This window comes from Kribbella sp. DT2 (genome assembly GCF_049844575.1).
In the GTDB taxonomy this organism is placed as follows: Bacteria; Actinomycetota; Actinomycetes; order Propionibacteriales; family Kribbellaceae; genus Kribbella.
In genome coordinates this window covers 178,796-205,148 of sequence record NZ_JBNCLH010000006.1, presented here as the reverse complement: position 1 = coordinate 205,148, position 26,353 = coordinate 178,796, and the positions used below count along the sequence as shown (strand labels likewise).

Genomic DNA, 26,353 nt, shown 5'->3' with positions numbered 1-26,353 from the left:
GTACGGGGTTGGTAGTGGCGGTTGGCGTTTCGGCTGAGGTTGCTCGTCTGGTGGCGGTCTTTCGGCCGGCCGATCCACCGCGTCTGGGGACCGTCGCGTTCTGGTCCCCGGACGCGGAGCCGTTGCCACTGGGGGTCGGCGAGCACGTCGACCTGCAGGTGGTGACGCCGGTTGACGGTGAGGTGCGGGAGCCGGACTACCGCGGGGTCGAAGCGCGGATGGTTCGTGCGGTCGAGCTGCCGGTGAGCGAGGCCGTCGCCCTGCTGGGGAGAGCCCGCAAAACCGCCGGCGCTCATCCGTCGGTGAGCTTCTGGGGTGCGGTGTCGTTGGTCGCTCTTCAACTGGTCGCCCGCGGTCGGCTGCTGCCGGGGGTCTCTCTAGGCGGACACGATGCTTGGCGGGTCGGACCGTACGACCAGCCCGACGTCGAGCGAGTGCTGCAGTTGGCGGAGGCGATGCCGCCGGAAGCCAGGTCCGTCCCCCTGGCGCCGGCCGGCGGACGCCAGGGTTCAGCAGGCGCAGGTGGGCTCGCCGCCGACGCGGGCGCTGGCCGGCCTCGCGCGGCGAGCGCGCAGGCGGGCGCGGGCCCGGCGGCGGGCGCCGAGAGTGACCTGCGGCTGCCGGTTGCCGAGGACCTCGTCCGCGCGTTCCTCGACGCGGTGGCCGACGGGATGCCTCGGTCGGCTGCGGCGGCCAAGGCTCATGGGACCGATCTGTTCACGGCGAAGGCTCCTCAGCGGGTGGAGCGGTTGCGGTCGTGGGCGGACGAGGTGTCGGCGGGGCTGGACACCGGCGTACGGATCTCTCTGCGGATCGATCTGATCGAGGGCGACGAGCTCGGGTTCCGGGCCAACGTGCAGCTGCACAGCCTGCAGGATCCGACGCTGGTGCGGGATGCGGCCGAGGTGTGGGCGGGCGACGTACCGGGCTTCGGCCCGCGGGCCAGGATCGACGCGACGCTGGCGATCCGCCGCGCCGCGCGGGTCTGGGACCCGCTGCACCAACTGCTCGACGCCGCCGTACCGGATCAGATGGAGCTCACCGACGGCGAGATCGCCGGGCTGCTCTCGACCGGCGCCCAGCGGCTCGCGGCCGCCGGGGTCGACCTGCACTGGCCGCGCAGCCTCGGCCGCGCGCTCACCGCGCGGGCCGCGATCACCACCACCCCGGACACGCCCCCGTCCGACCTGCCCAGCTTCTTCGGCGGCGACAGCACCCTCGACTTCAGCTGGCAGGTTGCTCTCGGCAACGATCCGCTCAGCACCGAGGAGATGGACCGGCTCGCCGAGGCGACCCGCCCGGTGGTCCGGCTGCGCGACCAGTGGATGCTGGTCGATCCCGAGCTGGCCCGCAAGGCCCGCGAGCGGATCCTCAAGCCCGTCACCCCGATCGACGCGCTCGGCGCCGCGCTCACCGGCACCGCCGAGATCGACGGCCGGCACGTCGCGGTCACGCCGACGAAGTGGCTCGACGACCTCCGCGCCCGGATCGCCGACCCGGACCGTAGCGACGAACCGCTCGAAGCCCCCGAGGCCCTCCAGGCGACCCTCCGCGACTATCAACTGCGCGGCCTCCAATGGCTGGCCCGGATGACATCCCTCGGCCTCGGCGGTTGCCTCGCCGACGACATGGGTCTGGGCAAGACGATCACGCTGATCTCGCTGCACCTGCACCGCCAGACCTCCGACGAGACCGCCGGCCCGACCCTCGTCGTCTGCCCGGCGTCCCTGCTCGGGAACTGGGAACGCGAGGTCAACAAGTTCGCCCCCGGTACGCCGGTCCGCCGGTTCCACGGGACCAGCCGGTCGCTCGACGAGGCCGACAGCGGGTTCGTGCTCACGACGTACGGGACGCTGCGGCGGGACGCGAAGAAGCTCGCCGGGCATCGCTGGGGACTGCTCGTCGCCGACGAGGCGCAGCACGTGAAGAACCCGTCCTCCGGTACGGCGAAGGCGCTGCGCACGGTGCCGGCGAAGGCCCGGGTCGCGCTCACCGGCACACCGGTCGAGAACAACCTGTCCGAGCTCTGGGCGATCCTCGACTGGACGACGCCGGGGTTGCTCGGCAAGCTCGGCACGTTCCGCAGCCGCTGGGCGACGCCGATCGAGGCGGACAAGGACCAGGAGATCGCGGACCGGCTGGCGACGCTGGTGCGACCGTTCCTGCTGCGGCGGAAGAAGTCCGACCCGGGGATCGCGCCCGAGCTGCCGCCGAAGACCGAGACCGACCAGACGGTGTCGCTGACGCGCGAGCAGGCCGTGTTGTACGAGGCAACGGTCCGCGAGCTGATGGACGAGGTCCGCGCCAGCAACGCGATGGCGCGCCGCGGGCTGATCGTGAAGCTGCTGACCGGGCTGAAGCAGATCTGCAACCACCCGGTGCAGTACCTGAAGGAGCCCGCGGGCGCGAAGCTCGCCGGACGGTCGGGCAAGCTCGAGCTGCTGGACGAGCTGCTCGGCACGATCCTCGCCGAGGACGGCGCGGTGCTGATCTTCACCCAGTACGTCGCGATGGCGCGACTGCTGGAGCAGCATCTTGCGGACCGCGGCGTCGGGACCCAGCTGCTGCACGGCGGTACGCCGGTGCGGAAGCGGGAGGAGATGGTCGAGCGGTTCCAGGCCGGGGAGGTGCCGGTGTTCCTGCTGTCGCTGAAGGCCGCGGGGACGGGACTGAACCTGACCCGGGCGGACCACGTCGTGCACTTCGACCGCTGGTGGAACCCGGCGGTCGAGGACCAGGCGACCGACCGGGCGTACCGGATCGGCCAGACCCGCCCGGTGCAGGTGCACCGGTTGATCGCCGAGGGCACCATCGAGGACCGGATCGCGGCGATGCTGACGAGCAAACGAGCGCTGGCAGACGCCGTACTGACCGCCGGCGAGGCGGCCCTGACCGAGCTGTCGGACGTTGAACTAGCCGACCTGGTGGAACTGCGAGGTGGGGCACGATGAGCGCGGCGAAGGGGTTTGCGCCGTTTCCGGCGCAGCGGGGGCGGAGTACGCGCGGGCGGTCCTGGTGGGCGCGGGCATGGGTGCAGGCGATGGAGGACACGTCGCTCGACAACGGGCAGCTGAAGAAGGGCCGCCAGTTCGCGAACTCGGGGCAGGTCGGCACGATCACCGTCAGCCCCGGGCGGATCGCGGCGTTGGTCGAGGCGCCGGAGGACCGGTACGAGTCGGTGGTGCAGGTCGAGCAGCTGACCGAGGACGAGTGGAGCCGGTTCCTGGATCAGGTCGGCTCGCGGGCCGGCCACATCGCGGCCCTGCTGGACGGCGACATGCCGCACGACTTGGTGAGCGCCGCCGAGGATGCCGGGGTGCAGTTGCTGCCCGGCATCGGCGACCTGGATCCGTCCTGCACGTGCGACGCCTGGGAGCTGCCGTGCCAGCACGCCGCCGGCCTCTCCTATCAAGTCGCGTGGTTGCTGGACGACGATCCCTTCGTCCTGCTGCTCCTCCGCGGTCGGTCGCGCGAGGACCTGCTCGACGAGCTCCAACGGCGAGCGACCACCGGAAGCACGCAAGCCGGACACGAGCCGGCGGAACCGGACGTCGAGCAGCGCGTCGGCGTCGACGCGGCTGCCGCCTTCGCGGCGCGGGTCGCCGCACTACCGCCGGCTCCGGAACTCCCCGGCAAGGTGGCGATCGAAGATCTGCCGATCACCGGTACATCCCCGCTGCCCAAGTCGGCTGCGGGGACGGGGGGTCAAAAGGCGGAACGCCCCGGGGGGATCGCGGCGGCTGGTCCCGGCTCGGACACGAATCCCGTTCTTCTGCCATTGCTCGTGCTCGACGCGGCTCGGCGGGCTCGGGGGTTGCTGAACGCCTTGCTGGCCGGGGCTTCCGATCCCTGGGTGCTGGACGAGTGGCAGGACTCCGTCCGGCTGGTTGCCGAGTACCCGGAGCTGCGCGAGCGGCTGCAGGACACCGAGCGGCTGGCGGTCGGCGTACAGGCTTGGGAGTACGGCGGAGCGCCGGGGCTTGATGTGCTGGTGAACGCGTGGGCTCCCGAAGGTGGGGAGTTGGTGCGGGCGCGGACCGAGGTGCTGGCGGCGGCTGATGAGCCGGTGGAGCTGGAGATCTCCGGCAACTGGCTAACCGCCTCGACCGGGCAGTTGCGGCTTGATCGGGTCGGGCGGTGGCATCCGTACCAATTGGTCGGCGACGAATGGCAACCCGCCGGGCCCGCGGACCGGGACCCGGCGGCGGCGTTCGCGGTAAATCAGGTGACGGAAGGGGCGCACCAGCAATAACGTGTCGACCAACGACCAGGGAGAGAGGAGTTGAGGCTTATGACCGCGCAGCGGTCCTTCCTGCCCAACTCCTCCTGGCCGAAAGGTTTTACCGTTGTCCATCACCTGGAACACCCGCGCCGAAACCGGCGCTGACACCGCGGCCGTCGACGCCGTCAACTTTCACGCGTTCGGCCGCCGCCTCGAGCCCGACATCATCGTGCGACTCCGGGCCGACGCGACCGCTTGGTTGCCGAAGCTCTCGTACGTCGCGACGCAGGGTGACGAGGTCGTCGCCCACGCGCTGCTGAGTCGTTGCCACCTCGACGACACCCCGGCGCTCGTGCTCGGCCCGGTCGCCGTGCTCCCGGCGTACCAAGGCACCGGTGCCGGCAGCGCGACGATCCGTGCCGCGCTGGAGGCGGCCCGGGCCGTCGGCGAGCACGCGGTCGTCGTACTGGGCCACGACAAGTACTACCCGCGCTTCGGTTTCCGTCAGGCGACCGAGTTCGGCATCCACAGCGAGTACGACGGTCCGAACCAGATGGCTCTCGGACTCGCCCCCGACCGCCCGCTCCCCCGGGGAACGATCCACTACCCGGCGGCCTGGCAGGCCTGATCCGGTGCCGCGCCTGTTCCCCTCCGGGAACAGGCGCGGCAACGCAGGAAATCCTTCACCCGGCAGTGGCACCGAAACGGTAAAAGGTTGCAGCAAACTCGCCGAAACCCTTGCGCGCATACCTTGTATACATGAAACAGTCGGCAGAACCCCTCATCCCCTGGAGGACGAAATGTTCCGTCGAACTCCGTCGCCACTGAACCGTTCCAGTTGGCGGAGAACCGCTCCCCCGGCCGCTGTGCTCGCGCTGGTCCTCGCGGCCACCGCCTGCTCACCGGTCGAGTCGAACGACGAGCAGACCGGCGGTGACCAGACCAGCTCGAGCCAGGACGTCTTCGGCGACGCCGCGGACGCCGCCCAGGTCAAGCCCGGCGGAACGCTCACGGTCGCGCTCTCCGCCGATCCCGACAAGCTCGACCCGTCGCTGTCGCGCAGCCTGTACTCGCGCTACGTCTTCCACACCATGTGCGAGAAGCTGTACGACCTCGGCCCGGACGCGAAGATCGTGCCGCAGCTGGCCACCGCGCTGCCGACGATCGCGGCCGACGGCCTGAGCCTGACCATCCCGCTGCGCGAGGGCGCGAAGTTCGCCGACGGCGGCACGATGGACTCGGCCGCCGTGAAGGGTTCGATCGAGCGCGGCCTGACGCTGGCCGGTTCCGGACGCAAGAGCGAGCTCGGCCCGATCACCGGGATCGAGACGCCGGACGCGAAGACCGTCGTGATCAAGCTGTCGAAGCCGTTCGCGCCGCTGACCGCCGCGCTGGCCGACCGGGCCGGGATGGTGCTGAGCCCGGCCGCGGTCGCCAAGCTGGGCGCGAACTTCTCCACCGCGCCGGCCTGCGTCGGCCCGTTCAAGTTCGCCAGCCGCGTCGCGCAGAACTCGATCAAGGTCGTCAAGGACCCGCTGTACTACGACGCCGCCAAGGTGCACCTGGACGCGATCGAGTACCGGATCATCACCGACTCCAGCATCCGCTCGGCCAACCTGCGCTCCGGTGACGCCCAGATCGCCGACTCGCTGTCGACCCAGGACGCGCCCGAGCTGCAGAAGGACGACACCCTGTCGGTCCTGCAGTCGCAGTCGCTGGGCTACCAGGGCCTGACCGTCAACGTCGGCAACGCCGAGGGCATCGGCAAGCCGGTCAAGCAGCTGGACACGCCGATCGCCAAGGACCCGCGGGTCCGGCAGGCGCTGGAGGCGTCGATCGACCGCGAGTCGCTGGTCAAGACGATCTTCAACGGGCTGAACACGGTCGCCTGCTCGCCGATCTCGCCGAAGAGCGAGTTCACCAGCGAGCCGGCCCAGGTCTGCCCGGCGCACGACCCGAACAAGGCCAAGGAGCTGCTGACCCAAGCCGGCGTCACCACGCCGTACAAGGTGGAGATGATCACCTCGAACAACCCGGACTCGCTCCGGCTCGCGCAGGCGCTGCAGGCGATGGTCAAGGAGGGTGGGTTCGACCTGGTGATCAAGCCGGTCGAGTACGCCTCGCTGCTGGACCAGCAGGACCGTGGTGACTTCGAGCTGCTGCAGCTCGGCTGGTCGGGCCGGGTCGACCCGGACGCGAACATCTTCAACTTCGTCGGCTCGGAAGGCAGCCAGAACGTTGCCGGCTACAACAGCCCGGAGGTGGACAAGCTGCTCACCGACGCCCGGCAGGCGACCGACCAGGCCCAGCGGGTCAAGCTGTACGGCGACGTGGTGACCAAGCTGCAGCAGGACGACCCGCTGATCTACCTGTACCGCCAGCGCAACCTGACCGGTGTCAGCAAGAAGGTGCTCGGCGTCCAGACCTACCCGGACGGGGTGATCCGGACCGCCTTCGCCGGCTTCGCGAAGTAGGCGGGAGCGATGCGTCGCTACCTGCTCGGCCGGCTCTGGCAGTCGGCCGTGACGTTGCTGCTGGCAACGATCGTGGTGTTCCTCGGAGTCCGGGCGCTGCCCGGCGACCCGGCGCTGGCGCTGGCCGGGGAGGACCGCGATCCGGAGTCCCTGCGGGCGATCCGCGAGCAGTACGGCCTGGACGACTCGCTGCTGGTGCAGTTCTGGCGATTCGTGAGCCACGCCGTCCGCGGTGATCTCGGGGTCTCGATCAGGACGGGAGAGAGCGTGACCGGCATGCTCAAGAGCGCTCTCCCCGTCACGCTCGAGCTGTCGTTCCTGGCGATCGTGATCGCCGGGGTGATCGGCATCGGTGCCGGTGTGGTCGCCGCCGTGCAGCGGGGACGGCCGGCCGAGTGGGCGGCGAACGCGCTCGCGCTGCTCGGCCTGTCGGTGCCGAACTTCTGGCTCGGGCTGATGGCGATCCTCTACCTGTCGGTGGCGATGGGGCTGTTCCCGGCGTCGGGTTTCGTGCCGTTCTTCGACAACCCGGTCGCGAACCTGCACCACCTGGTGCTGCCCGCGTTCATCCTCGGCACCGGGCTGGCGGCCGTGATCATGCGCCAGACCCGGTCGTCGATGCTGGACGCGCTGTCGGCCGACTACATCCGTACGGCGGAGGCGAAGGGCCTGCGGCCGAGCGCGGTGATCGGCCGGCACGCGCTGCGCAACAGCCTGATCGTGGTGATCACGATCGTCGGGCTGCAGCTCGGGGCGCTGATCTCCGGCGCGGTCGTGACCGAGCGGATCTTCGCGCTGCCCGGCTTCGGCAAGCTGACCGTCGACTCGGTCTTCCAGCGCGACTACCCGGTGATCCAGGCCGTCGTGCTGGTCACCGCCACGGCGTACATCGTGATCAACCTGCTGGTCGACCTGCTCTACAGCGTGATCGATCCGCGGATCCGGGTCAGGGGTGAGGCGTGATGGCTGTTGCCGAGGTCAACCTCACGGCCGGTCCGCCGTTGTCGTCGCGCCGCCGCAAGGTGCTCAAGCGGATCCTGCGCAACCCGCTGGCGATCGCCGGGCTGGTCGTCCTGCTGATCGCGATCGTGGTCGCGGTGTTCGCACCGTGGCTCGCGCCGCACGAACCGACCGACACGCACCTGAACGAGGCCTTCGGCCCACCCGGTACGCCGGGGTACGTACTCGGCACCGACGACCTGGGCCGGGACGTGCTGGCCCGGATCATGTTCGGGCTGCGAGCGTCGCTGCACGTCGGGCTGCTCGCGGTCGCCACCTCGCTGGTGATCGGCGTACCGCTCGGGTTGATGGCCGGGTACTTCCGGGCCGTCGACGCGCTGATCTCGCGGTTCACCGACCTGGTGCTGGCGTTCCCGTTCCTGATCCTCGCGGTCGGCCTGGCCGCGATCCGCGGGGCGAGCCTGGGCAACGCGGCGATCGCGATCGGGATCGCGCAGATCCCCGGCGTGATCCGGATCGTCCGGTCGGAGACACTGCGGCTGAAGTCGCTCGACTTCGTCGCGGCCGCGATCGTCGAGGGCGCCGGCGACCTGTGGGTGCTCGGCCGGCACATCCTGCCGAACGCCGCCTCGGTGGTGATCGTGCAGGCGACGGTCGCGATCCCGGCCGCGATCCTCGGCGAGGCGGTGCTGTCGTTCCTCGGGCTCGGCATCCAGCCGCCGGCCCCGAGCCTCGGCACGATGCTGTCCGACGCACAGCAGTTCGCGACCCGGGCGCCGTGGGCGGCGGTGATGCCTGGGCTGGCGATCATGCTGCTGGTGCTCGCGTTCAACATCGTCGGCGACAGCCTGCGCGACGCCCTCGACCCGAAAGCGAGCCGCCGATGAACGCGTCGATGCCTGAGGCAAGCAACCCCGGCCCGCCGGACGCACCAGCCGCCGAGCGGGCGGACGCACGGACCGCCGGGCGGGCGGACGCACGGACCCCTGCGGCCCCGGCTGCTCCGGCGGACCGCCGGGACGCGGTGCCCAGCGTGCTCCGGGTGCGCGACCTGTCGATCAGTTTCCGGACCGAGGACGGGCGGATCTCGGCCGTCGACAAGGTCGACTTCGAGGTCGCGGACGGCGAGGTGCTGGCGGTCGTCGGCGAGTCCGGGTGCGGCAAGAGCGTGACCGCGATGAGCCTGGCCGGCCTGCTCCCCCGCTCGGCGACCGTCGACGGCTCGGTCCAGCTCGACGGCGTCGAGCTGATCGGCGCCGACAAGCGCACGCTGCGGTCGATCCGCGGTCGCGAGATCGCGTACATCTTCCAGGAGCCGATGACGTCGCTGAACCCGGTCTTCACCGTCGGGCGGCAGATCGGCGAGGTGCTCGGCGTGCACAACGGGCTGTCCCGGTCGGCGGCCCGCAAGCGCGCGATCGAGCTGCTCAAGCTGGTCGGCATCCCGTCGGCCGACCGCCGCGTCGACGACTACCCGCACCAGCTGTCCGGCGGGATGCGGCAGCGCGTGATGATCGCGATGGCCGTCGCGTGCGACCCGAAGGTGCTGATCGCGGACGAGCCGACGACCGCGCTCGACGTCACCATCCAGGCCGGCATCCTCGACGTACTGCGTGGTCTGCGCGAACGGCTCGGCACCAGCATCGTGCTGATCACGCACGACCTCGGCGTCGTCGCGGACCTCGCCGATCGGGTCGCCGTCATGTACGCCGGCCGCGTGGTCGAGACCGCAGAGGTGCACGACCTGTTCGCCCACCCCACTCACCCCTACACCGCCGGGTTGCTCGGAGCATCCCCGTCGGCCGGACGTCACGCGGGCAGTGACCGCCTCAACGAGATCCCCGGCCTGGTCCCGGTCCTCGCTGAGCAGCCCGACGCCTGCACGTTCGCCGACCGCTGCCCCCGAGCACTCGACACCTGTACGACGGAGCAACCGCTCCTGACCGCAGGTGCTCACCAGGTGGCGTGCTGGAACCCGGTCCGTGAGCCGGTGGAGGTCCCATGAGCACACAAGAGAACGCCCTGGAGATCGAAGACCTGGTCATGCACTTCGGCCCGGTCCGGGCGGTCGACGGAGTCTCCCTGCAGATCCGCAAGGGCACAGTGGTCGCCCTGGTCGGCGAGAGCGGCTCCGGCAAGTCCACTGTCGGCCGCTGCATCGTCCGGCTGCTCGAACCGACTGGCGGCACGGTCCGGCTCGCCGATGCCGACATCACTCACCTCAACCGCCGCCAGCTGCGCAAGCACCGCCGTGACGTGTCCATCGTGTTCCAGGACCCGGCCGGCTCGCTGGACCCGCGGCTGTCGGTCGGCGACATCGTCAGCGAACCACTCCGGCTCATGCGGCAGCGTGACACCGCCGGGCAGGTCGCCGACTCGCTACGCCGGGTCGGGCTACGGCCGGAGGTCGCCCACCGCTCGCCGCACGAGCTGTCCGGTGGTCAGCGCCAGCGGGTCAGCATTGCCCGCGCCCTGATCTCCAAGCCGAGTCTGCTGGTCGCCGACGAACCGACGAGCGCGCTGGACGTGTCCGTGCAGGCGTCGGTGCTCAACCTGCTGGCAGACCTGCAGCGGGACCTCGGGTTCGCCTGCCTGTTCATCACCCACGACCTGTCCGCCGTCGAGTACCTGGCCGACGAGGTCGCCGTCATGTACCTGGGCCAGCTGGTCGAGCAGGGCCCGCGGGAGCGCATCTTCGGCGTACCGGCTCATCCGTACACGCAGGCGCTGCTGTCGGCCGCTCCGGTGCCCGACCCGACGACCCAGCGGGCCCGGGTGCCCGTGCTGCTCGGCGACGACCTGCCCTCACCGATCGACCCGCCGGACGGCTGCCGCTTCCACACCCGCTGCCCGGTGGCGGTGGACAAATGCCGGACAGTCGTCCCGGAGTCCCGGGTGATCGGCGAGGGTGGACACCGGGTCGCGTGCCACCTGGTCAACGACGACGGCACCGGACCCGACGTACGACGTACGCAAGACACCACTGACACAGGAGCTGCCCGATGACCTTCACCACCCGGCCCACGCTGCGCGGCACGTTCGGGATGGTCTCGTCCACGCACTGGCTGGCGTCGCAGTCGGCGATGCGGATCCTGGAGCTGGGCGGCAACGCGTTCGACGCGGCCGCCAGCGCCGGGTTCGTGCTGCACGTGGTCGAGCCGCACCTCAACGGACCCGGTGGAGAGGTCCCGGCGATCGTCGCCACCGCTCAAAACCCCACTCCCAGGGTGCTGGCCGGTCAGGGCGTGGCACCGGCCGGAGCCACCATCGAGCACTACAAGTCGCTGGGCCTCGACCTGATCCCGGGCTCGGGTCCGCTCGCGGCGACGGTGCCCGGTGCTGTCGATGCCTGGCTCCTGCTGCTCAGGGACCACGGCACGCTGCCGCTGCGGACGGTGCTCGAGCCCGCGATCGACTACGCCCGCAACGGGCACCCCGTCGTCGCACGGGTCGGTGACACCGTCGAGACCGTGCGGGAGCTCTTCACCGAGCACTGGCCGACCTCGGCCGCCGTCTGGCTCCAGAACGGTCGTCCGCCGGCTCCGAACGAACTGATCAAGAACACCGCGTACGCCGACACGCTGGAGCGTCTGGTCGTCGCAGGCGAGCAGTCCGGGTCCGACCTGGTCGCGCAGATCGAGGGCGCTCGGCTGGCCTGGCGTGAAGGCTTCGTGGCCGAGGCTGTCGACGCGTTCTCGAAGCTGCCGCACAGGGACTCCAGCGGCGAGGACCACGCCGGCCTGATCACCGGTGCCGACATGGCCGCCTTCACCGCGACCTGGGAGGACGCGGCGACGTACGACTGGCACGGGCACACCGTGGCGAAGACAGGCCCGTGGGGCCAGGGCCCTGCGCTGCTGCAGTCGCTCGCCATCCTGGCGGAGCTTGGCGACCCCAAGGACCTCGACCTGACCAGTGCGGACGCCGTCCACACGACGGTCGAGGTGATGAAGCTGTCGTACGCCGACCGCGAGGCCTGGTACGGCGACGGCGCCGACGTACCGCTGAAGACGCTGCTCTCCCCCGCGTACGCCGCCGCACGGGCGGCACTGGTCGGTGCGGGGGCCTCGCTGGAGCTGCGGCCCGGTCAGCCCGACGGACGGAAGCCGCGGCTGCCTTCGGTGACGACCAGTGATGCTGCTGTCGACGCGACGGTCGGCGAGCCGACGGTCGCGCCTGACGGCGGTACGCGTGGCGACACGTGTCACGTCGACGTGGCGGACAAGTGGGGCAACGTCATCTCGGCCACGCCGAGCGGTGGCTGGCTGCAGTCGTCGCCGGTGATCCCGTCGCTCGGGTTCCCGCTGGGGAGCCGGGCGCAGATGTTCTGGCTGGAGGAAGGCCTGGCGTCGTCGCTGGCTCCGGGCAAGCGGCCGCGCACCACGCTGACTCCGACGCTCGTGCTGCGTGACGGCGTACCGGTGCTGGCTTGTGGGTCCCCTGGTGGAGACCAGCAGGACCAGTGGCAGTTGCTGTTTCTGCTGCGGACCCTGGCTGGTGGGCAGGACCTGCAGGAGGCCATCGACGCACCGGCCTGGCACACCACCGGCTTCCCGTCGTCGTTCTACCCGCGGGCAACCGAGCCGGGCGGCCTGGTGATCGAGACCCGTCTGGGTACGGCGGTCCGCGACGAGCTGGTACGCCGCGGACACGTCGTCACCGAGTCGGACGCGTGGAGCCTCGGCCGTCTCTGTGCGGTCGGGCGTGAGCCGGGCGGCGTACTGTCCGCTGCTGCGAACCCCCGCGGCATGCAGGGGTACGCCGTCGGTCGTTAGCTGAGGGCTGCGGTGGCTGCTGCTTCGATGTGATCGGTGGCAGCGGCCACTGCGGCTTCGGCGTCGCCGGCGGCGATGGCGTCGACCAGGCGGATGTGTTCCTCCCAGGAGTGCGGCGCGCGCTGTGCGGCGCCGACCCGGAACACCCAGTGCACGTGGTGGTACATGGCGGACGACAGCGACGCCAGCCAGCGGTTGCCGCTGATGTCGATCACCGCGACGTGCAGCTCGCTGTTCAGCTCGGCGACCCGGGCGAAGTCCTCGGAGTCGGTCGCGGCACTGGCCTCTGCCAGCAGCGCACGCAGCCGGGTGACGTCCTCCTCGGTCGCCCGCTCGGCAGCGAGCCCGGCGGCCAGAGTCTCCAGCTGCTTCCGTACGGCGAACAGATCGCGGATCGCCGTGTCGTCCAGCGTCGCCACGACAGCACCACGGCGCGGGAGGATCTCGACGAACCCCTCGCTCTCCACCACTCGCAGCGCCTCGCGGACCGGGTTGCGCGACACCCCGAAGTCGTCGGCCAGCCTGTTCTCGGTCAGGCGCTCGCCCTGGGCGTAGTCACCGTCGACGATCCGGCGTCGCAGCTCGCTCAGCACCTGCTCCCTGAGCGCGATGTGGTCCGCACCGATCGTGCGTACCTGCCCGCCCCCGTACTGCTGGTCCACCCCGGACTCCCCTCTCGGTCGGCCGTGCCGTTGCGTGGCACGATCCGCCAGCAACCTACCGGACCGCGGGGCACAGAACCCGGTTGCCGCCTGGTGGTGCGACTGGATACGTTGACGCCTTGTCCATCACGATCACACCGTTGACCGACCCCGACTACCGGCCTTTCAGCCGCCGGTTGGTCTGGCTGGCGTCCGGCGACCACCCTGTCGGTTCGGCGTACCTGCAGCTGAACAGCAAACCGTCCCAGGAGCACCTGGCCGAGCTGGAGCTCACCGTGCACCCGGCGGACCGCCGCCAGGGCATCGGCTCGCTCCTGCTCGACGCGGCGCTGCAGGGCGCAGCTGAGAACGAAGCGACCACTGTGCTGGCCGACGCGACCGTCGGGACTGCTGGTGATCACTTCCTCGCCGCCCGCGGGTTCACTGTCGGCCTGCGCCTCGTCTACACGCGCCTGGCCTTGGCGGACGCCGACCCGTCCGCCACACCGGTGGCCGGCTACCGGCTGACCTCCTGGGCAGGTGCGCCGCCGGAGGGGTTGATCGAGTCCTTCACCGAGGTCCGTGCCGCGATGAGCGACGCCCCGGTCGGCGACATCTCGTACGGCGAAGAGGTCTGGGACGTGGAACGCAGCAGGTACGTCGCCGAGGTCGTGGCCCAGCGCGGCGACCTGCTGGAGACGATGGCCGTGCTGGACGAGTCAACCGGTGAGGTCGTCGCCTACACCGAGCTCGTCGTACCAGGCGACGGTCAGGGCGACGCCCAGCACTACGGCACGGTCGTCGTCCCCGCACACCGCGGCCGCGGCCTGTCCCGCTGGCTCAAGGCCGAGCAGATCCGCCAGACCACCGAACTCCACCCGAAGCTGGCCGGCCTCCTCACCGACACCGCCGCCACCAACCACGCCATGCGCCGCACCAACGAGACCCTCGGCTACGAGCAGACCCACGAGGTCCACCGCTACCACCTGCTCCTCAGCTGAGCCCGCAGCCGTACGGCGTCTTCGGCCAGCTCGACGCCGAGGATGGTGGTGTCATCGCGCTTGCCACTGCACCAGGTCAGGCGAGATCGGCGTCGTGGGCCAGGAGGGCGATCTGGACGCGGTTGTTGAGGTCGAGCTTGGTGAGGATCCGGGTGAGGTGGGTCTTCACGGTGGCGACGCCGAGGTCGAGGGCGGTGGCGATCTCCGCGTTGCTCTTGCCTTCGGCAACGGCCGCGGCGACGTCGCGCTCGCGGTCGGTGAGCTTGGCCAGGGCTGCCACGGCCTCCGCGCGGCGGGGAGCGCCGTCGTCGCCGACGACGTAGTCCATCAGGTGCCGGGTGACGCCGCCGGACAGGATCGGCTCGCCCTCGGCGACCCGGACGACCGCGTCGACGATCTCGCGCGGCGCCGCGTCCTTCAGCAGGAACCCGGCCGCGCCGGCCCGTAGCGCCTTCAGCAGGTGCTGCTCGGACCCGAACGTCGTCAGGATCACCACTTCCGGCGCCTCCGGCAACCGGCGTACGGCCTCGGTCGCGGTCAGGCCGTCCATCACCGGCATCGTGATGTCCATCAGTACGATGTCCGGCCGCAGCTCACCGACCGAGGCGATCGCCTCTTGCCCGTTGGCGGCGTCGCCGACGATCTCCAGCTCCTCCGCACCCCCGAGCATGCTCTTCAGCCCGGCACGCACCAGAGGATCGTCATCGACGAGCACCACCCGAACAGCCATGCCGCACAGCCTAGGCGCTCGGCCGGCGCCGCCGCCGCTCACCTCTCGTCAGCTCGCCCAGAGCAGGCCGCGCTCAGCTCTCGTCAGCACCAGGTCCAGTTCTCGTCGGCTCGGGCCAGGGCAGCCAGGCCGTCAGCTGGAACTCGCCTGCCTTCATCCGGTGCTCCAGCCGCCCACCGGCCAGCGTGGCCCGCTCGGCCAGCCCGACCAGACCGACCTGTGACCCCGGCGCGGACACCCCGGATGCCAGCCTGTTCCGTACGTCGATCGTCAACCCGTCCCCCGGCCCGCCAGTCAGCTCCAGGTGCACCAGTGAGCCCGGTGCGTGCTTGCGCGCGTTGGTCAGCGCCTCCTGCACGATCCGGTACCCGTGCCGCCCGGTAGCCGGTGCCAACCCGTCGGCCTCACCGGCCAGCGGCGAGAACTTCACTCTCATCCCGGCCGCCTCCGATTCCTCGACCAGCCCAGCGATCTCGCCGATGCCCGGCTGCGGCCGCTGCCCACCCGGATCGCTCAGCCCCGGCCCCCGCAGTACGCCGACGATCTCCCGCAGGTCGTCCAAGCACTCCCGCGCGCTCGACCTGATCACCCCAGCGGTCACAGCGAGTTCATCAGGCGGCATCTCCGGCCGGAACTCCAGCGCTCCGGCGTGCACGCTCAGCAACGACAGCCGGTGCCCGAGCGCGTCGTGCATCTCCCGGGCGATGCGCTCCCGCTCTCGCCGCCGTCCCTGCTCGACCCGCAGTTCCTGCTCCGACTCGGCCCGCCGCGCCCGCTCCTCCAGCGACAGCATCAGCTGCCGCCTGGTCCGCACGACGATGCCCCACGCCACCGAGGCCGCACAGGACAGGCTGACGAAGCCCACGATGAACAGGTACCCGTACGGGATGTCGATCACGATCGGGTACAGCCAGAACTGCACCGCGGACGACGCGATCGCCAGCCCCAGGATCGAGATGCTCACCGCCGGGCGCCGGTGGACCGCGACGCTGAACAGCGCGAGCGCGCCCGCCGTACCGACCCCTGGGAAGAAGATCGACAGCAGCGTCAGGACCACGACGAGCTCGACCGGCCAGCGTCGCCGCATCAGCAGCGACACCGCGGCCAGCAGTCCCAGGGCGGTGTTGAGCGCGCCCGGAGGCACCGGCAGCAACGAATCGGGTGCCAGGTCGGTCTTCAGCAGACTGCCACCGGCGGCGATCAGCACGAACAGGCCGTCGATCACCCAGTCCCGCGGCGTCCGACGGTCCTGCCCGGGAGCGGCCCGCGACCCCGGCCTCCACAGCTCCGCCACGACCCCTGGGCGATCGGACTCCGTCGACATACCCCCAGACGTTAGCTCGTGGCGGCCAGGATCTTCTGCACCGCTGCCGTGGTGATCGGGTGGTAGCCGGGCTGCGCGGTCGCGAACACGCGCGCCGCGAACTCCCGGCCGGCCTCCGACCCGCTCAGCGCCTTGTAGACCGGCAGCACCAGCTTCATCCGCCCGACCCGGGTCAGGAACGTCGCCAGCTCGTCGTACGCCGGGGTGTAGGCGCTGGCGGCAACGATCGAGTACCAGCGCCGGGCGATCTCGCCGTTCGCCGTACCGGTCAGGCTGAACTCGCGGTCGAGCTCCTGCAGCTGCTCGGCGCTCAGCACGTCCGGAGCGGCATCCAGGAAGCGCAGCCACTCCTGCGTCGTCCAGGTCTTGCCGCCGGGCGGCAGCTCACCGGTGGTCAGCCAGTTGTCCCGCAACTGGTCCACGATCTCGAAGCGGGCCGACTGCGCACGTGCGGCGAACGCCGGGATGCCCGGCTCGTCCAGCCAGGCCGCGACCTCGTCCGCCGTCACCACACCGGGGCGGGGCGTCAGCAGGTGCTCCTGCAGGTGCGCCACGAAGTCCTCGGAGTTGATGCTGCGGAACGCGAACCGGTCGAAGTAGCCGCGCAGGAACGGGTCGAACACCTCGCGCCCGAACCGCTCCTCCAGCCAGGACAGGAACCACGAGCCCTTCAGCGGGCCCAGCGACGTCGTGCCGTGGTACTCCGTGCCGTGGTTCAGCCCCGGCAGCTCCACCGCGAGCTGCGCCGGGCTCAGCGGGTCCAGCTTGAGCACGGTCGAGTGCTGCTTGATCGCGGTCTCCATGACCGCCAGCTCGGTCCCGTAGACCGCCTCGACGATCCGGTTCTCGACGTACGACGTGAAGCCTTCGTTGAGCCAGATGTCGTCCCAGCTGTCCTGGGTGACCAGGTTGCCCGACCAGCTGTGCGCCAGCTCGTGCGCGATCACGCTGACCAGGGACTTGTCGCCGATCACCAGGGTCGGTGTCGCGAAGGTCATCCGCGGGTTCTCCATGCCGCCGTACGGGAAGGACGGCGGGAGCACCAGTACGTCGTACCGGCCCCAGCGGTACGGGCCGAACAGGGCCTCGGTGACCCGCATCATCTCCTCGGTGTCGCCGAACTCGGTGGCGGCCCGCTTGGCCATCTCCGGCTCGGCCCACACGCCGGACCGCTCGCCGATCGGCTCGAACACCAGGTCACCGGCCGCGATCGCCAGCAGGTACGACGGGATCGGCTCGGGCATCACCACGTCGTACGAGCCGGTACGGCGCGACTGCGTGCCGTTGTCGGCGCTCATCAGCACCATCAGCTCGGGCGGCGCGGTCACGTGGGCCGCGTAGCTGAAGCGGACGATCGGGGTGTCCTGCACCGGGACCCAGCTGCGCGCGTGGATTGCCTGCGACTGGCTGAACATGAACGGCAGCACGCCGCCCGCGGTCATCTCCGGCTCCAGCCACTGCAGTCCGGTCGCGGTCGGAGCGGTCCGGTAGCTCACGCGGACCTGCTCGTGCCCGGCGGTGCGGATGGTCAGTGCCGAGCCCAGCTCGTCGTCGGGGAAGGCCAGGTTGTGCTCCAGCGGTTCCCAGCCGTCACCTGTCGAGCCCTCGACCTCCAGGACGGTCAGGTCGCGGCTGTCCAGGATCAGGCGGTCACCGGGCCCACTCCAGGCCAGGGTGTGCGTGGCGGTCCCGACCAGCACCTTGGCGGTGAAGTCGAGCTCCAGCTCCAGGTCCAGGTGGGTGGTGCGGACCAGAGCCGGTTCGGCGTAGGAGTGGCGGTCGTGGGTCACAGGAGGGCTCCCGGGCATTCAGGGGGTCGTGCGCCGCGGTCGTTCGCAGACGTCGTCCGCTGGACACTACCCAGCGGACAGGCCGATGACGCGGCCGATTAGAGCCAGGGGCAGCACCGTGCCAAGTTGCCCAGCTGGGCAGGACGGAGACGTGCGCATCACCGTCCTGCTCGCCCCGCCGGCCGGGGTGGTGTGTCTGTCCGACACCGACAGCTTGCAGACTGTAGGCATGATGGCCGAGCGCAGCAGCCCTGAGGTCGTGCTGCAGCGGAGGCCGTTCGGGTCGTGGTTGCTGGGGCCGGCCGACCAGAACGCCAGGGTCCTACGGATCCGCGTGCAGCTGCTGCTGACGTTCTTCTCCATCGGCACCAACGTGATCGGCGCGATCGTCGTCTTCGTGCTCGCCGTCTGGGTCCTGCCCGGCCCGGCGGTCGGCGACGAGTTGAGCCTGGTCCGCTGGATCGCGTTCCCGGCGTACTTCCTGCTCGCGCTGCTGGTCGGCGCGGTCTGGAGCACGCGCCTCGCGCTGCGCGTGACCGACTGGGTGCTGGAGGACCGCCCGGCCACCCGCAAGGAGCAGATCGCGACGCTGCAGCTCCCGCTGCGGCTGACGATGATCGAGGTCTTCCTCTGGCTGCTCGCGACCGTCTTCTTCACGCTCCTGACCCTCGCGCTCGAACCAGAGAGCGTTCTCCGCGTCCTGGTCACCACGTTCGACGGCGGGATCGTCACCTGCGCGGCGTCGTACCTGCTGACCGAGTTCGCGCTGCGGCCGATCGCCGCCCGCGCGCTCGCCGACGGCGCACCACCGCGCCGTCTGCTGGCCGCCGGGCTGAAGGCGCGCACGGTGTTCTTCTGGGCGGCGGGCTCCGCCGTACCGGTGCTCGGCCTGATGCTCACCGCCGTGATCGCGCTGATCGAGAAGGACGTCTCCGCGACCCGGCTGTCGGTGATCATCCTCGTGCTCGGCACGATCGTGCTGATCTGCGGCTGGCTGCTGACGTTGCTGTCGGCAAGGTCCGTGGTCGCCCCGGTGAGATCGGTGCGGAACGCGCTCTCGGTGATCGGCGACGGCGAGCTGAACGTCCGGATCCCGGTCTTCGACGGTACCGAGCTCGGCTCGCTGCAGTCCGGCTTCAACCAGATGGCCGCGGGGCTGCGGGAACGCGAACGGCTCCGCGACCTCTTCGGCCGGTACGTCGGTCCGGACGTCGTCCGCGAGGCGTTGACGAGCGACTCGCTCGGCGGGGAGGAGCGCTTCGCCGCCGTACTGTTCGTCGATCTCGTCGGCTCGACCGAGCTCGCCGCGGAGCGTCCGCCGACCGAGGTGGTCCAGCTCCTCAACCGCTTCTTCGCGATCGTCGTCGACGAGGTGGACCGGTACGACGGCTTCGTGAACAAGTTCGCCGGCGACGCGGTGCTCGCGGTCTTCGGCGCGCCGACCGAGCTGCCGGACGCCGCGGGGAGCGCTCTCCGGGCCGGCCGCGCGCTGGCCGAGCGGCTCACCGAAGAGTTGCCCGAGGCAACAGCCGGGATCGGCATCACGGCCGGTACCGTCGTGGCCGGAACGGTCGGCGACGTGCGCCGCTACGAGTACACGGTGATCGGCGACCCGGTCAACGAGGCCGCCCGCCTCAGCGACCTCGCCAAGCAGACCGACCACCACGTCCTGGCGTCGATGGCGGCGGTCGAGGAGTCAGCGCCCTCGGAGTCCGCCCACTGGCACCCGGGCGACGAGGTCACCGTCCGCGGTCGGTCGACGTCGACCAGGCTGGCCCACCCCAGGAACTAACGACCGCCCGCGACGTCCACCATCGAACCGGTCATGTACGACGCGCGCTCGGACGCCAGGAAGACGATCAGCTCGGCGACCTCCTCGACCTTGCCCGGCCGTCCGAGCGGCGGCGTCGTGCCGATCCGCTCCAACCGCCCCTCGGCGTGGATCTCGGTCTCGATCAGCCCAGGACGAATTCCGAGCACCCGGATCCCTTCCTTGGCGACCTCGTTCGCGAGCCCGATCGTCAGTGTGTCCACCGCCGCCTTGCTCGCCGCGTAGTCGACATACTCCCCCGCCGATCCGAGCACGGCACCCCGCGACGACACGTTCACGATCACCCCACCGGCGCCACCGTGCGCCGTCGACATCCGCCGTACGGCGGCTCCGGCGACCAAGAACGCGCCGATCGCGTTGACTCGGAACACCTGCTCCAGCCGGGCCACGTCGTACTCGTCGACCCGGCCCGCAGGCGAGACCACACCGGCATTGTTGACGACGGCACCGATCGCTCCGAGCTCGCGCGTCACGTCGTCGAAGAGCCGCTCGATCTCCGCGGCCTCAGCGACCTCGGCCTGCACCGCGACGGCCCGGCGCCCAACGGCCTCGCACGCGGCGACCACACGCGCGGCCTCGTCCTGACGCGTCCGGTAGCTGATCCCGACGTCCCATCCGTCGCCCGCCAGCGCGATCGCCGCCGCGGCACCAATCCCGCGACTTCCACCCGTCACCAGCGCGACCCCGCGCTCACTCGTCATACGCCCAGCCTTTCACGCCTTAAGGCCCGGGCTTGGCCGGCGGCTTCGTCACCTGCACCTGAGTCTCGGTCCCGTCGAACCCGAGTGCCCGGTAGATCCGGATCGCCAGGTACTCCGGGTCGGCGACCATCACCAGCGTCTCCGCCTTCAGTTCCTCGAACCCGTACGCCGACGCCGTGTGCACCAGCGTGCTCGCGATCCCTTGCCCACGGTCGTCCGGATGCGTCTGCACGTCCTGGAACCGGGCCACCCCGGACCCATCCGTCAGCAACCCCAGCGAGGCCTGCAGCCTGCCGCCGTCGAACGCCCCGAACCACTGCCCGTGCCCCGCCTCGACGACCGCCCGGTGCGCCGCCTCGCGCCGGCGTACGAATCCCTCGTAGTCCTCGACGTCCATCGGATTGGCCGCGAGGGCCAGGCCGACCAACTGCTCCCAGTCGTCGTCGCTGCTCAGGAACCGGTACGTCGAGGAGGTGTTCGGCCGCGCCGGCGGCACGACGCTCCGCGCCGTCATCACCGTGCTCCGCTCGACCTCGAACCCGGCCGCCGTCAACTCGTCCTCGGCCCCGGCCACCCCGTCCACCGAATCGATGCCGAAGGCAACGTGCTTGGCCGCCGGGAAGGTCCGCCCGAAAACCTCCAGCCAGCGGGCCGCCTCCCCGGTCCTGATCGCTGACGGCAGCAGCAGGAAGTTCCCCCACCAGAACGTCGGGTTCGCCGGCGTCCGCACGACCACGTGGTCGCCCGCGCCCGTTACCTCGCTCCCGCCCAGGGCAAGCAGCAACAGGTCGGTCCGGTAGCCCAAACTGGTGATCTCCACGCCTCTATGGTCGGGCGCCCGTCAAGACGATTGTTCGGCCGCCCGCGCGATGTTGCGTTGCATGCCGCCGAAGACGATGCCGTGGAAAGGCTTGATCGACCACCAGTAGAGCTGGCCGGGCAGACCGCGCGGATGGAAGAGCGCCCGCTGCCGGAAGATCGTCCGGCCCTGGTCGTCCTCGTCCACGATCAGCTCCAGCCAGGCGAGGCCCGGGAGGCGCATCTCGGCGCGGAGGCGGAGGAGCTTCGGCTCGTCGACGTCCTCGACCCGCCACCAGTCGAGCGGGTCGCCGACCTCGAGGTCCTTGGGGTTACGCCGGCCACGTCGCAGCCCTGGTCCGCCGAAGACCCGGTCGAGCAGGCCGCGGGCCCACCACCCGAGGCGCCAGGAGTACCAGCCGTTGCCGCCGCCGATCCCTTCGATCACCCGCCAGAGCTGGTCCGGAGACGCGGAGATCGCGCTCTCCCGCTCGTCGACGTACAGGGAGCCGCCGGCCCAGTCCGGATCGCTCGGCAGCGGATCGCTCGGCACGCCTGGCGTCGAGGCGGAGGCCCAGCTCGTCGTCACCTCGAGCTCCTGGATCCGCTGCAGCGCGAGCTCGACAGCCCGGTCGAACCCGATCAGCCCGGGCGCCGGGTCGGGAACGTACTGGGCGATGTCGTTCTCCTTGCGGACGACCTCGTGGATCAGGCTGTCGACGAGCGGCCGGGCGATGCTGTTCGGGACCGGCGTGACCAGGCCGACCCAGTGGCTGGACAGCGACGGAGTGAGCAGCGGGAGCGTGACGATCCGGCGGCGCTTGAGGTGCGCGGCGTCGGCGTACCGCTGCATCATGTCGCGGTACGTCAGCACGTCCGGCCCGCCGATGTCGAAGCCGCGGTTGACCTCGGGCGGCATCGACGCGCTGCCGACCAGGTAGTGCAGGACGTCCCGGACGGCGATCGGCTGGATCCGCGTGTCCAGCCAGCGCGGCGTCACCATCACCGGCAGGCGATCGGTCAGGTACCTGAGCATCTCGAACGACGCCGACCCCGAACCCAGGATCACCGCCGCCCGCAGCACAGTCGTCGGTACGCCGGACGCGAGCAGGATCTCGCCGACCTCGCGGCGCGACCCGAGGTGCGGCGAAAGCTCCTCGCCCTCGGGGTAGAGCCCGCCGAGGTAGACGATCCGCCCGACGTCCGCCTCGCGAGCTGCCGCTCCGAAGGTGCGTGCGGTGTGCCGGTCCCGGGACTCGAACTTCTTGCCGGTCCCGAGCGCGTGGATCAGGTAGTAGGCGACGTCGACGCCCTCGAGCGCGGCCGCGACCTCGTGCGGCTCCCCCGCGTCGGCCTCGACGACCTCCACGTCGTCGTACCAGGCGCGGCTCTCCAGACGGCGCGGGTTCCGGGCCATCGCGCGGACGCGGTAGCCGGCGGCGAGCAGTTCGGGGACCAGGCGGCCGCCGATGTAGCCGGTCACACCGGTGACGAGGACGAGCTTCTGACCGTCGGGCTTCGCTGGGATCACACCGTGCGGGTGCCCTGTCTCCGGCGTACTTATGCCGAACTTGTGCATTGCGCCTGGAGGGCGCGAACCTGGTCACCACCGTGCGGCGCGGACGGGAGAAGTTGCACTACCTGAACGCCGAGCCGATCAACGCCATCGCGGACCGCTGGATCACCCGGTACGACCGCCGGCGGGCGCACCTGTTCGCCGACCTCAAGACCGCATTGGAGCAGCAGACCATGAGGGACAACGACTTCGTCTACACCACCTACATCCGGACCACGCCCGAGCGGCTGTGGCGGGCGCTGACCGAGCCGGAGTTCACCCAGGAGTACTGGGGACTGCACCACGAGACCGACTGGCAGCCCGGCTCGCCGATCGACTGGAAGATGGGCGACGTGACGATGGCCGGCGCCGGCCAGAAAGTCGTCGAGCACGAGCCGTACCGGCGGCTGGCCTACACGTGGCACCACATCACCCCGGAGTTCGCCGCGGCTGCCGGACTGTCCGCCGAGGACGAGGCCGCCACCAAGGACGAGCCGCTGTCCACCGTCACCTTCACCCTCGAACCCGAGGACGACCAGGTCAAACTCACCGTCGTCCACACCGGCTTCGCCCCCGGCAGCCGGATTCGCGAGATGGTCGGCGAAGGCTGGGTCCGCCTGATCGCCGACCTGAAGTCCTTCACCGAAACCAGCAAAGCCCTCCAGAGCTGACCCGGCGTTCCCTGCGTGTTCAACTGGTAGCTGTCGGTACACCTGATCCTTGGACCGGGTACGGCGACCGCTGCTCCCCGGTGCATCGTAAGGAAAGGACCACCAACACATGCTGCGAACCCATCGGCGCGCCGCCGCCCTGGTTGCCCTGGCGCTCACCCTGACCGCAGCCTCACCGGCCGTGGCGGCAGCCCCTCGGTCGACCTGGCCGGGCGACGCCAAGGTCACCGTCGCGGACGGGTCGAACGTGTTCGGCGAGAACCTGAGCGGGCTGTCCTTCGGGTCGGCCGGCGTGCTGTGGGCGGTGAAGAACGGCCCGGGGACGCTCTACCGGCTGGTCCCCAGCGGCGCGACCTGGCGTCCGGACACGACCGGCGGCTGGGCGTCCGGCAAGTCGCTCAACTACGCGAACGGCAGCGGTGACCCGGATGCCGAAGGCGTCGTCGCCACCCCCGAGGGAGTGTTCGTCGCCACCGAACGCGACAACGACAAGGACGGCACAAGCCTGCCGAAGATCGTCCGGTACGACGTCTCGACGTCCGGCAGCTCGCTCGACGCGACCGCCGAGTGGAACCTGAAGTCCGACCTTCCCGCCGTCGACGCGAACAGCGGACTCGAGGGCATCTCCTGGATCCCCGACAGCTACCTCACCGCGCACGCCTTCCGCGACGAGCGCACCGGTACGACGTACAGCCCGAGCAGCTATCCCGGCCACGGTGACGGCCTCTTCTTCGCCGGCCTGGAGGACAACGGCACGGTTTACGCCTACGCGCTGAACCAGAGCGGCGGCGGGTTCACCCGGGTCGCGACCATCCCCAGCGGGTTCAGCGGTGTGATGGACCTCGAGTTCGAGCCGGAGACCGGTCACCTGTGGGCGGTCTGCGACGACACCTGCCAAGGCCGCGCCGCGACCCTCGGCATCAACACGCAGGGCAAGTTCGCGCCCACCGCCGTCTACGACCGCCCGACCGGAATGGCCAACTACAACAACGAGGGCTTCGCCATCGCGCCGCAGTCCACTTGCGCCGGCGGCCGCAAACCGGTCATCTGGTCCGACGACAGCAACGACGCCAAGCACGCCCTCCGCGCCGGCACGCTGCCCTGCACGCCGTAGCCCTACTTCTTCAGCTCGCCGCTGTCTGTGCTGACGGACTCCTGGTAGATCTCCGCATAGGTCCGCGAGTCCTTGATCAGCCCGTCACTGAAGGCGGCGACGTCGGTGCCGATGAGCTCCAGCACTCCCTTGCCCGCCGCGACGCCCTCCTCGAAGAAGTCGACGATCCCCGCCAGCAGGTTCCCGTCGGTCAGGTCGACCGGGCCGACTTTGAAGAAGTACTTCTGCATCTCCTTGTAAACGACCTGGTACTCCGGTGGCAGCGCCTTCACCCGCGCCACGTGCGCCCGCCACTGCTTCTTGCCCTCGATGATGTCGCGGATGCCCATGTCAGCCTCCCATCCGTGCGAGTTTGCGGGCCACGTTCCGGTTCAGCTGGTCACGCCACTTGTCCCGAAAGGTCCGGCTCCCCTCGCCACCGGCCAGCGCCGCACAGAACCCCGCGATGTCGTCACCCAGCACCTCGTCGACACTCTGCCCCTGCGCCGCGGTCTCCTCGAGCAGCCCCAGCGCGCCGTCGAGGATCGGCATCAGGTTCCGCCCGCTGAAGTCGCCGTACGGCATCAGGTTCCCCTGGATCTGCTCCCACGCTGCCTGGTATTCAGCCGGCAGAGCCTGCACCCGCACCGCGAACGCCTTGTACTCCCGGTTCAGATCACTGCCGGTGATGGTCTCCCAGAACGTCATCTCCCACCCTCCTTCAACTTGTCGATCCGCGAAGTCACGTACTCCCACTTCACCCAGAACGTCGCCAACTCCCGCCGCCCCGCGGCGTTGAGCGCATAGAACTTCCGCGGCGGCCCCTGCTCGGACGGCCGCTTCGTCACCCGCACGAGCTTGTTCCGCTCCAGCCGCAACAGGATGGTGTAAACGGTCCCCTCGACCACATCCCCGAACCCGAGCTCGTTCAACTGCCGCGTGATCGCGTACCCGTAGGTCTCCTCACCCCCGATGATCTCGAGCACACACCCCTCGAGCGTCCCTTTCAGCATCTCCGTCAGGTCATCCACCACAACTCCTTCCACCACCCCAGTACTCGGTAACACCAAGTACCAGCTATACAGTAGCACCGAGTAGCAGGCCCACAAGCCGTCCACCGCGCTTGCGCGCCTCGCGGACATGCGCACAATCGCGCTCCGGCCTGACCGAAGCCCCTACCCACAAGCCATCGCCTGCTGCAGTTCTTGTCGCCGGCGCCAGGTGCGTGCGTCGCGCGGCGGCCTGCCCGAGGCGCCAGCTACCAGCCGATATGGTGCGGCTACTGCGGCCAGGCTCCAAGCCTGCAACGGCCGACGCCGCCCGCGGCGGTCCGCTCGTACGGCCCCCGCACAAGACTGCCCCGCAGGCAACGAGCGCGGCCCCCGCTCCCGCGCCACCGCCGACGCCACCCGCCACGGACTCCGCTCGGGGCGGTGCACTCGTACGGGAACCTCTACTCGCCCCAAGCGCGAGACCGCCCCGCGGGCGCAGGAGCAAGGCCCGCTCCCGCAACGCGGCCGGCGCCACTCGCGGGACTGGCCGTTCGAGCGCACGCGCAGGGCAGCTCGGGCCCGACCTCAACACCTACCCGCGAGCCATCGGCCGTTGCAGTTGTTGTTGTCGGCACCAGGTGTACGCGCATGCGCGGGGACCCGTCGACGGGGTGCCGATGGGCGACCAGGCTCGCGGGCTCCAGCAGCGCGGCCGACGTCACTCGCGGGGTCCGCTCGTTCGGGAACCTCAGCTCACCCGGGCACGGGACTGCCCGCGGACCCGGGCACGCGGTT

General features: G+C 70.4%; 23 protein-coding genes. 13 read left to right on the top strand and 10 right to left on the bottom strand.

The features are described from left to right. Positions 1-50 precede the first annotated feature (50 nt). The 9 genes from ACLQ2O_RS25545 (at position 51) to ACLQ2O_RS25505 (ending at position 12,431) form a co-directional block, all read left to right on the top strand. The gene (locus ACLQ2O_RS25545; RefSeq protein WP_425835663.1) at positions 51-2,951 is read left to right on the top strand and encodes a DEAD/DEAH box helicase; all 2,901 of its coding nucleotides are present in this window, start codon (positions 51-53) and stop codon (positions 2,949-2,951) included. Positions 2,952-3,040: 89 nt separating this feature from the next. Next, on the top strand, positions 3,041-4,252 hold the full coding sequence (locus ACLQ2O_RS25540; RefSeq protein ID WP_425835661.1) for an SWIM zinc finger family protein: 1,212 nt from the start codon (positions 3,041-3,043) through the stop codon (positions 4,250-4,252). A gap of 94 nt (positions 4,253-4,346) precedes the next feature. Then, on the top strand, positions 4,347-4,850 hold the full coding sequence (locus ACLQ2O_RS25535) for a GNAT family N-acetyltransferase (protein ID WP_425835659.1): 504 nt from the start codon (positions 4,347-4,349) through the stop codon (positions 4,848-4,850). Positions 4,851-5,022: 172 nt separating this feature from the next. Then, positions 5,023-6,696 (top strand): ABC transporter substrate-binding protein, encoded by a 1,674-nt coding sequence (locus tag ACLQ2O_RS25530; RefSeq protein ID WP_425835657.1) that lies wholly within the window; start codon positions 5,023-5,025, stop codon positions 6,694-6,696. A 9-nt stretch (positions 6,697-6,705) separates the two neighbouring features. Next, complete coding sequence (locus ACLQ2O_RS25525; protein ID WP_425835655.1) at positions 6,706-7,659, top strand: ABC transporter permease; 954 nt, start codon at positions 6,706-6,708, stop codon at positions 7,657-7,659. Further along, the gene (locus ACLQ2O_RS25520) at positions 7,659-8,543 is read left to right on the top strand and encodes an ABC transporter permease (RefSeq protein ID WP_425835653.1); all 885 of its coding nucleotides are present in this window, start codon (positions 7,659-7,661) and stop codon (positions 8,541-8,543) included. The genes ACLQ2O_RS25525 and ACLQ2O_RS25520 overlap by 1 nt, the downstream gene beginning before the upstream one ends. Before the next feature lie 8 nt (positions 8,544-8,551). After that, positions 8,552-9,661, top strand: coding sequence for an ABC transporter ATP-binding protein (locus ACLQ2O_RS25515; protein ID WP_425835651.1), 1,110 nt, complete (start codon positions 8,552-8,554; stop codon positions 9,659-9,661). Continuing rightward, positions 9,658-10,662: an ABC transporter ATP-binding protein gene (locus tag ACLQ2O_RS25510; protein ID WP_425835649.1), complete on the top strand. Its 1,005-nt coding sequence runs from the start codon at positions 9,658-9,660 to the stop codon at positions 10,660-10,662. Before ACLQ2O_RS25515 ends, ACLQ2O_RS25510 begins: the two co-directional genes overlap by 4 nt. After that, positions 10,659-12,431, top strand: coding sequence for a gamma-glutamyltransferase family protein (locus ACLQ2O_RS25505; RefSeq protein WP_425835647.1), 1,773 nt, complete (start codon positions 10,659-10,661; stop codon positions 12,429-12,431). The genes ACLQ2O_RS25510 and ACLQ2O_RS25505 overlap by 4 nt, the downstream gene beginning before the upstream one ends. Here ACLQ2O_RS25505 and ACLQ2O_RS25500 read toward each other — a convergent pair. Beyond that, positions 12,428-13,093, bottom strand: a complete 666-nt coding sequence (locus ACLQ2O_RS25500; protein WP_425835645.1) for a GntR family transcriptional regulator — start codon at positions 13,091-13,093, stop codon at positions 12,428-12,430. The two genes, ACLQ2O_RS25505 and ACLQ2O_RS25500, sit on opposite strands and share 4 nt — an antisense overlap. Positions 13,094-13,212: 119 nt before the next feature. On the opposite strand from ACLQ2O_RS25500, the gene ACLQ2O_RS25495 reads away from it, so the two are divergent. Then, the gene (locus ACLQ2O_RS25495) at positions 13,213-14,073 is read left to right on the top strand and encodes a GNAT family N-acetyltransferase (RefSeq protein ID WP_425835643.1); all 861 of its coding nucleotides are present in this window, start codon (positions 13,213-13,215) and stop codon (positions 14,071-14,073) included. Positions 14,074-14,149: 76 nt separating this feature from the next. Here the strand turns inward: ACLQ2O_RS25495 and ACLQ2O_RS25490 are convergent, their stop codons facing one another. The 3 genes from ACLQ2O_RS25490 to ACLQ2O_RS25480 all read right to left on the bottom strand — a co-directional run bounded on the left by ACLQ2O_RS25490 (position 14,150) and on the right by ACLQ2O_RS25480 (position 17,917). Further along, positions 14,150-14,803, bottom strand: a complete 654-nt coding sequence (locus ACLQ2O_RS25490) for a response regulator (protein ID WP_425835641.1) — start codon at positions 14,801-14,803, stop codon at positions 14,150-14,152. Positions 14,804-14,876: 73 nt separating this feature from the next. Continuing rightward, complete coding sequence (locus ACLQ2O_RS25485; RefSeq protein WP_425835639.1) at positions 14,877-16,127, bottom strand: sensor histidine kinase; 1,251 nt, start codon at positions 16,125-16,127, stop codon at positions 14,877-14,879. A gap of 11 nt (positions 16,128-16,138) precedes the next feature. Further along, positions 16,139-17,917, bottom strand: coding sequence for a M1 family metallopeptidase (locus ACLQ2O_RS25480; RefSeq protein ID WP_425835637.1), 1,779 nt, complete (start codon positions 17,915-17,917; stop codon positions 16,139-16,141). 151 nt (positions 17,918-18,068) lie between these two features. Between ACLQ2O_RS25480 and ACLQ2O_RS25475 the strand changes: the two genes are divergently transcribed. Further along, positions 18,069-19,709, top strand: coding sequence for an adenylate/guanylate cyclase domain-containing protein (locus tag ACLQ2O_RS25475; RefSeq protein ID WP_425835635.1), 1,641 nt, complete (start codon positions 18,069-18,071; stop codon positions 19,707-19,709). Here ACLQ2O_RS25475 and ACLQ2O_RS25470 read toward each other — a convergent pair. From ACLQ2O_RS25470 to ACLQ2O_RS25460, 3 genes are read right to left on the bottom strand one after another with little or no spacing between them, the layout of a single operon-like run. Further along, positions 19,706-20,449: an SDR family oxidoreductase gene (locus ACLQ2O_RS25470; RefSeq protein ID WP_425835633.1), complete on the bottom strand. Its 744-nt coding sequence runs from the start codon at positions 20,447-20,449 to the stop codon at positions 19,706-19,708. The genes ACLQ2O_RS25475 and ACLQ2O_RS25470 overlap by 4 nt on opposite strands. Before the next feature lie 19 nt (positions 20,450-20,468). Further along, positions 20,469-21,269 (bottom strand): GNAT family N-acetyltransferase, encoded by an 801-nt coding sequence (locus ACLQ2O_RS25465; protein ID WP_425835631.1) that lies wholly within the window; start codon positions 21,267-21,269, stop codon positions 20,469-20,471. A gap of 21 nt (positions 21,270-21,290) precedes the next feature. Beyond that, positions 21,291-22,778, bottom strand: a complete 1,488-nt coding sequence (locus ACLQ2O_RS25460; RefSeq protein ID WP_425835629.1) for an SDR family oxidoreductase — start codon at positions 22,776-22,778, stop codon at positions 21,291-21,293. Between the two features lie 47 nt (positions 22,779-22,825). On the opposite strand from ACLQ2O_RS25460, the gene ACLQ2O_RS25455 reads away from it, so the two are divergent. Beyond that, positions 22,826-23,473: an SRPBCC domain-containing protein gene (locus ACLQ2O_RS25455; protein WP_425835627.1), complete on the top strand. Its 648-nt coding sequence runs from the start codon at positions 22,826-22,828 to the stop codon at positions 23,471-23,473. Between the two features lie 109 nt (positions 23,474-23,582). Next, entirely contained in the window at positions 23,583-24,587 is a 1,005-nt protein-coding gene (locus ACLQ2O_RS25450; RefSeq protein ID WP_425835625.1) for a hypothetical protein, read from the top strand. 2 nt (positions 24,588-24,589) lie between these two features. Here the strand turns inward: ACLQ2O_RS25450 and ACLQ2O_RS25445 are convergent, their stop codons facing one another. Genes ACLQ2O_RS25445 through ACLQ2O_RS25435 form a run of 3 tightly spaced genes read right to left on the bottom strand, consistent with a single transcriptional unit; the run spans position 24,590 to position 25,597 of the window. Next, on the bottom strand, positions 24,590-24,916 hold the full coding sequence (locus ACLQ2O_RS25445) for a DUF1048 domain-containing protein (protein WP_425835623.1): 327 nt from the start codon (positions 24,914-24,916) through the stop codon (positions 24,590-24,592). 1 nt (position 24,917) lies between these two features. After that, complete coding sequence (locus tag ACLQ2O_RS25440) at positions 24,918-25,274, bottom strand: DUF1048 domain-containing protein (protein WP_425835621.1); 357 nt, start codon at positions 25,272-25,274, stop codon at positions 24,918-24,920. Then, on the bottom strand, positions 25,271-25,597 hold the full coding sequence (locus ACLQ2O_RS25435) for a PadR family transcriptional regulator (protein WP_425835619.1): 327 nt from the start codon (positions 25,595-25,597) through the stop codon (positions 25,271-25,273). The genes ACLQ2O_RS25440 and ACLQ2O_RS25435 overlap by 4 nt, the downstream gene beginning before the upstream one ends. Between the last annotated feature and the right edge of the window lie 756 nt (positions 25,598-26,353).

Excerpts from the sequence above, each read along its gene's own strand:
- ACLQ2O_RS25520 (WP_425835653.1), top strand. The coding sequence starts at position 7,659 with ATGGCTGTTGCCGAGGTCAACCTCACGGCCGGTCCGCCGTTGTCGTCG.
- ACLQ2O_RS25440 (WP_425835621.1), bottom strand. The coding sequence starts at position 25,274 with ATGACGTTCTGGGAGACCATCACCGGCAGTGATCTGAACCGGGAGTAC.
- ACLQ2O_RS25530 (WP_425835657.1), top strand. The coding sequence starts at position 5,023 with ATGTTCCGTCGAACTCCGTCGCCACTGAACCGTTCCAGTTGGCGGAGA.
- ACLQ2O_RS25510 (WP_425835649.1), top strand. The coding sequence starts at position 9,658 with ATGAGCACACAAGAGAACGCCCTGGAGATCGAAGACCTGGTCATGCAC.
- ACLQ2O_RS25450 (WP_425835625.1), top strand. The coding sequence starts at position 23,583 with ATGCTGCGAACCCATCGGCGCGCCGCCGCCCTGGTTGCCCTGGCGCTC.
- ACLQ2O_RS25470 (WP_425835633.1), bottom strand. The coding sequence starts at position 20,449 with ATGACGAGTGAGCGCGGGGTCGCGCTGGTGACGGGTGGAAGTCGCGGG.
- ACLQ2O_RS25505 (WP_425835647.1), top strand. The coding sequence starts at position 10,659 with ATGACCTTCACCACCCGGCCCACGCTGCGCGGCACGTTCGGGATGGTC.
- ACLQ2O_RS25490 (WP_425835641.1), bottom strand. The coding sequence starts at position 14,803 with ATGGCTGTTCGGGTGGTGCTCGTCGATGACGATCCTCTGGTGCGTGCC.
- ACLQ2O_RS25540 (WP_425835661.1), top strand. The coding sequence starts at position 3,041 with ATGGAGGACACGTCGCTCGACAACGGGCAGCTGAAGAAGGGCCGCCAG.
- ACLQ2O_RS25515 (WP_425835651.1), top strand. The coding sequence starts at position 8,552 with ATGCCTGAGGCAAGCAACCCCGGCCCGCCGGACGCACCAGCCGCCGAG.
- ACLQ2O_RS25485 (WP_425835639.1), bottom strand. The coding sequence starts at position 16,127 with ATGTCGACGGAGTCCGATCGCCCAGGGGTCGTGGCGGAGCTGTGGAGG.
- ACLQ2O_RS25525 (WP_425835655.1), top strand. The coding sequence starts at position 6,706 with ATGCGTCGCTACCTGCTCGGCCGGCTCTGGCAGTCGGCCGTGACGTTG.
- ACLQ2O_RS25445 (WP_425835623.1), bottom strand. The coding sequence starts at position 24,916 with ATGGGCATCCGCGACATCATCGAGGGCAAGAAGCAGTGGCGGGCGCAC.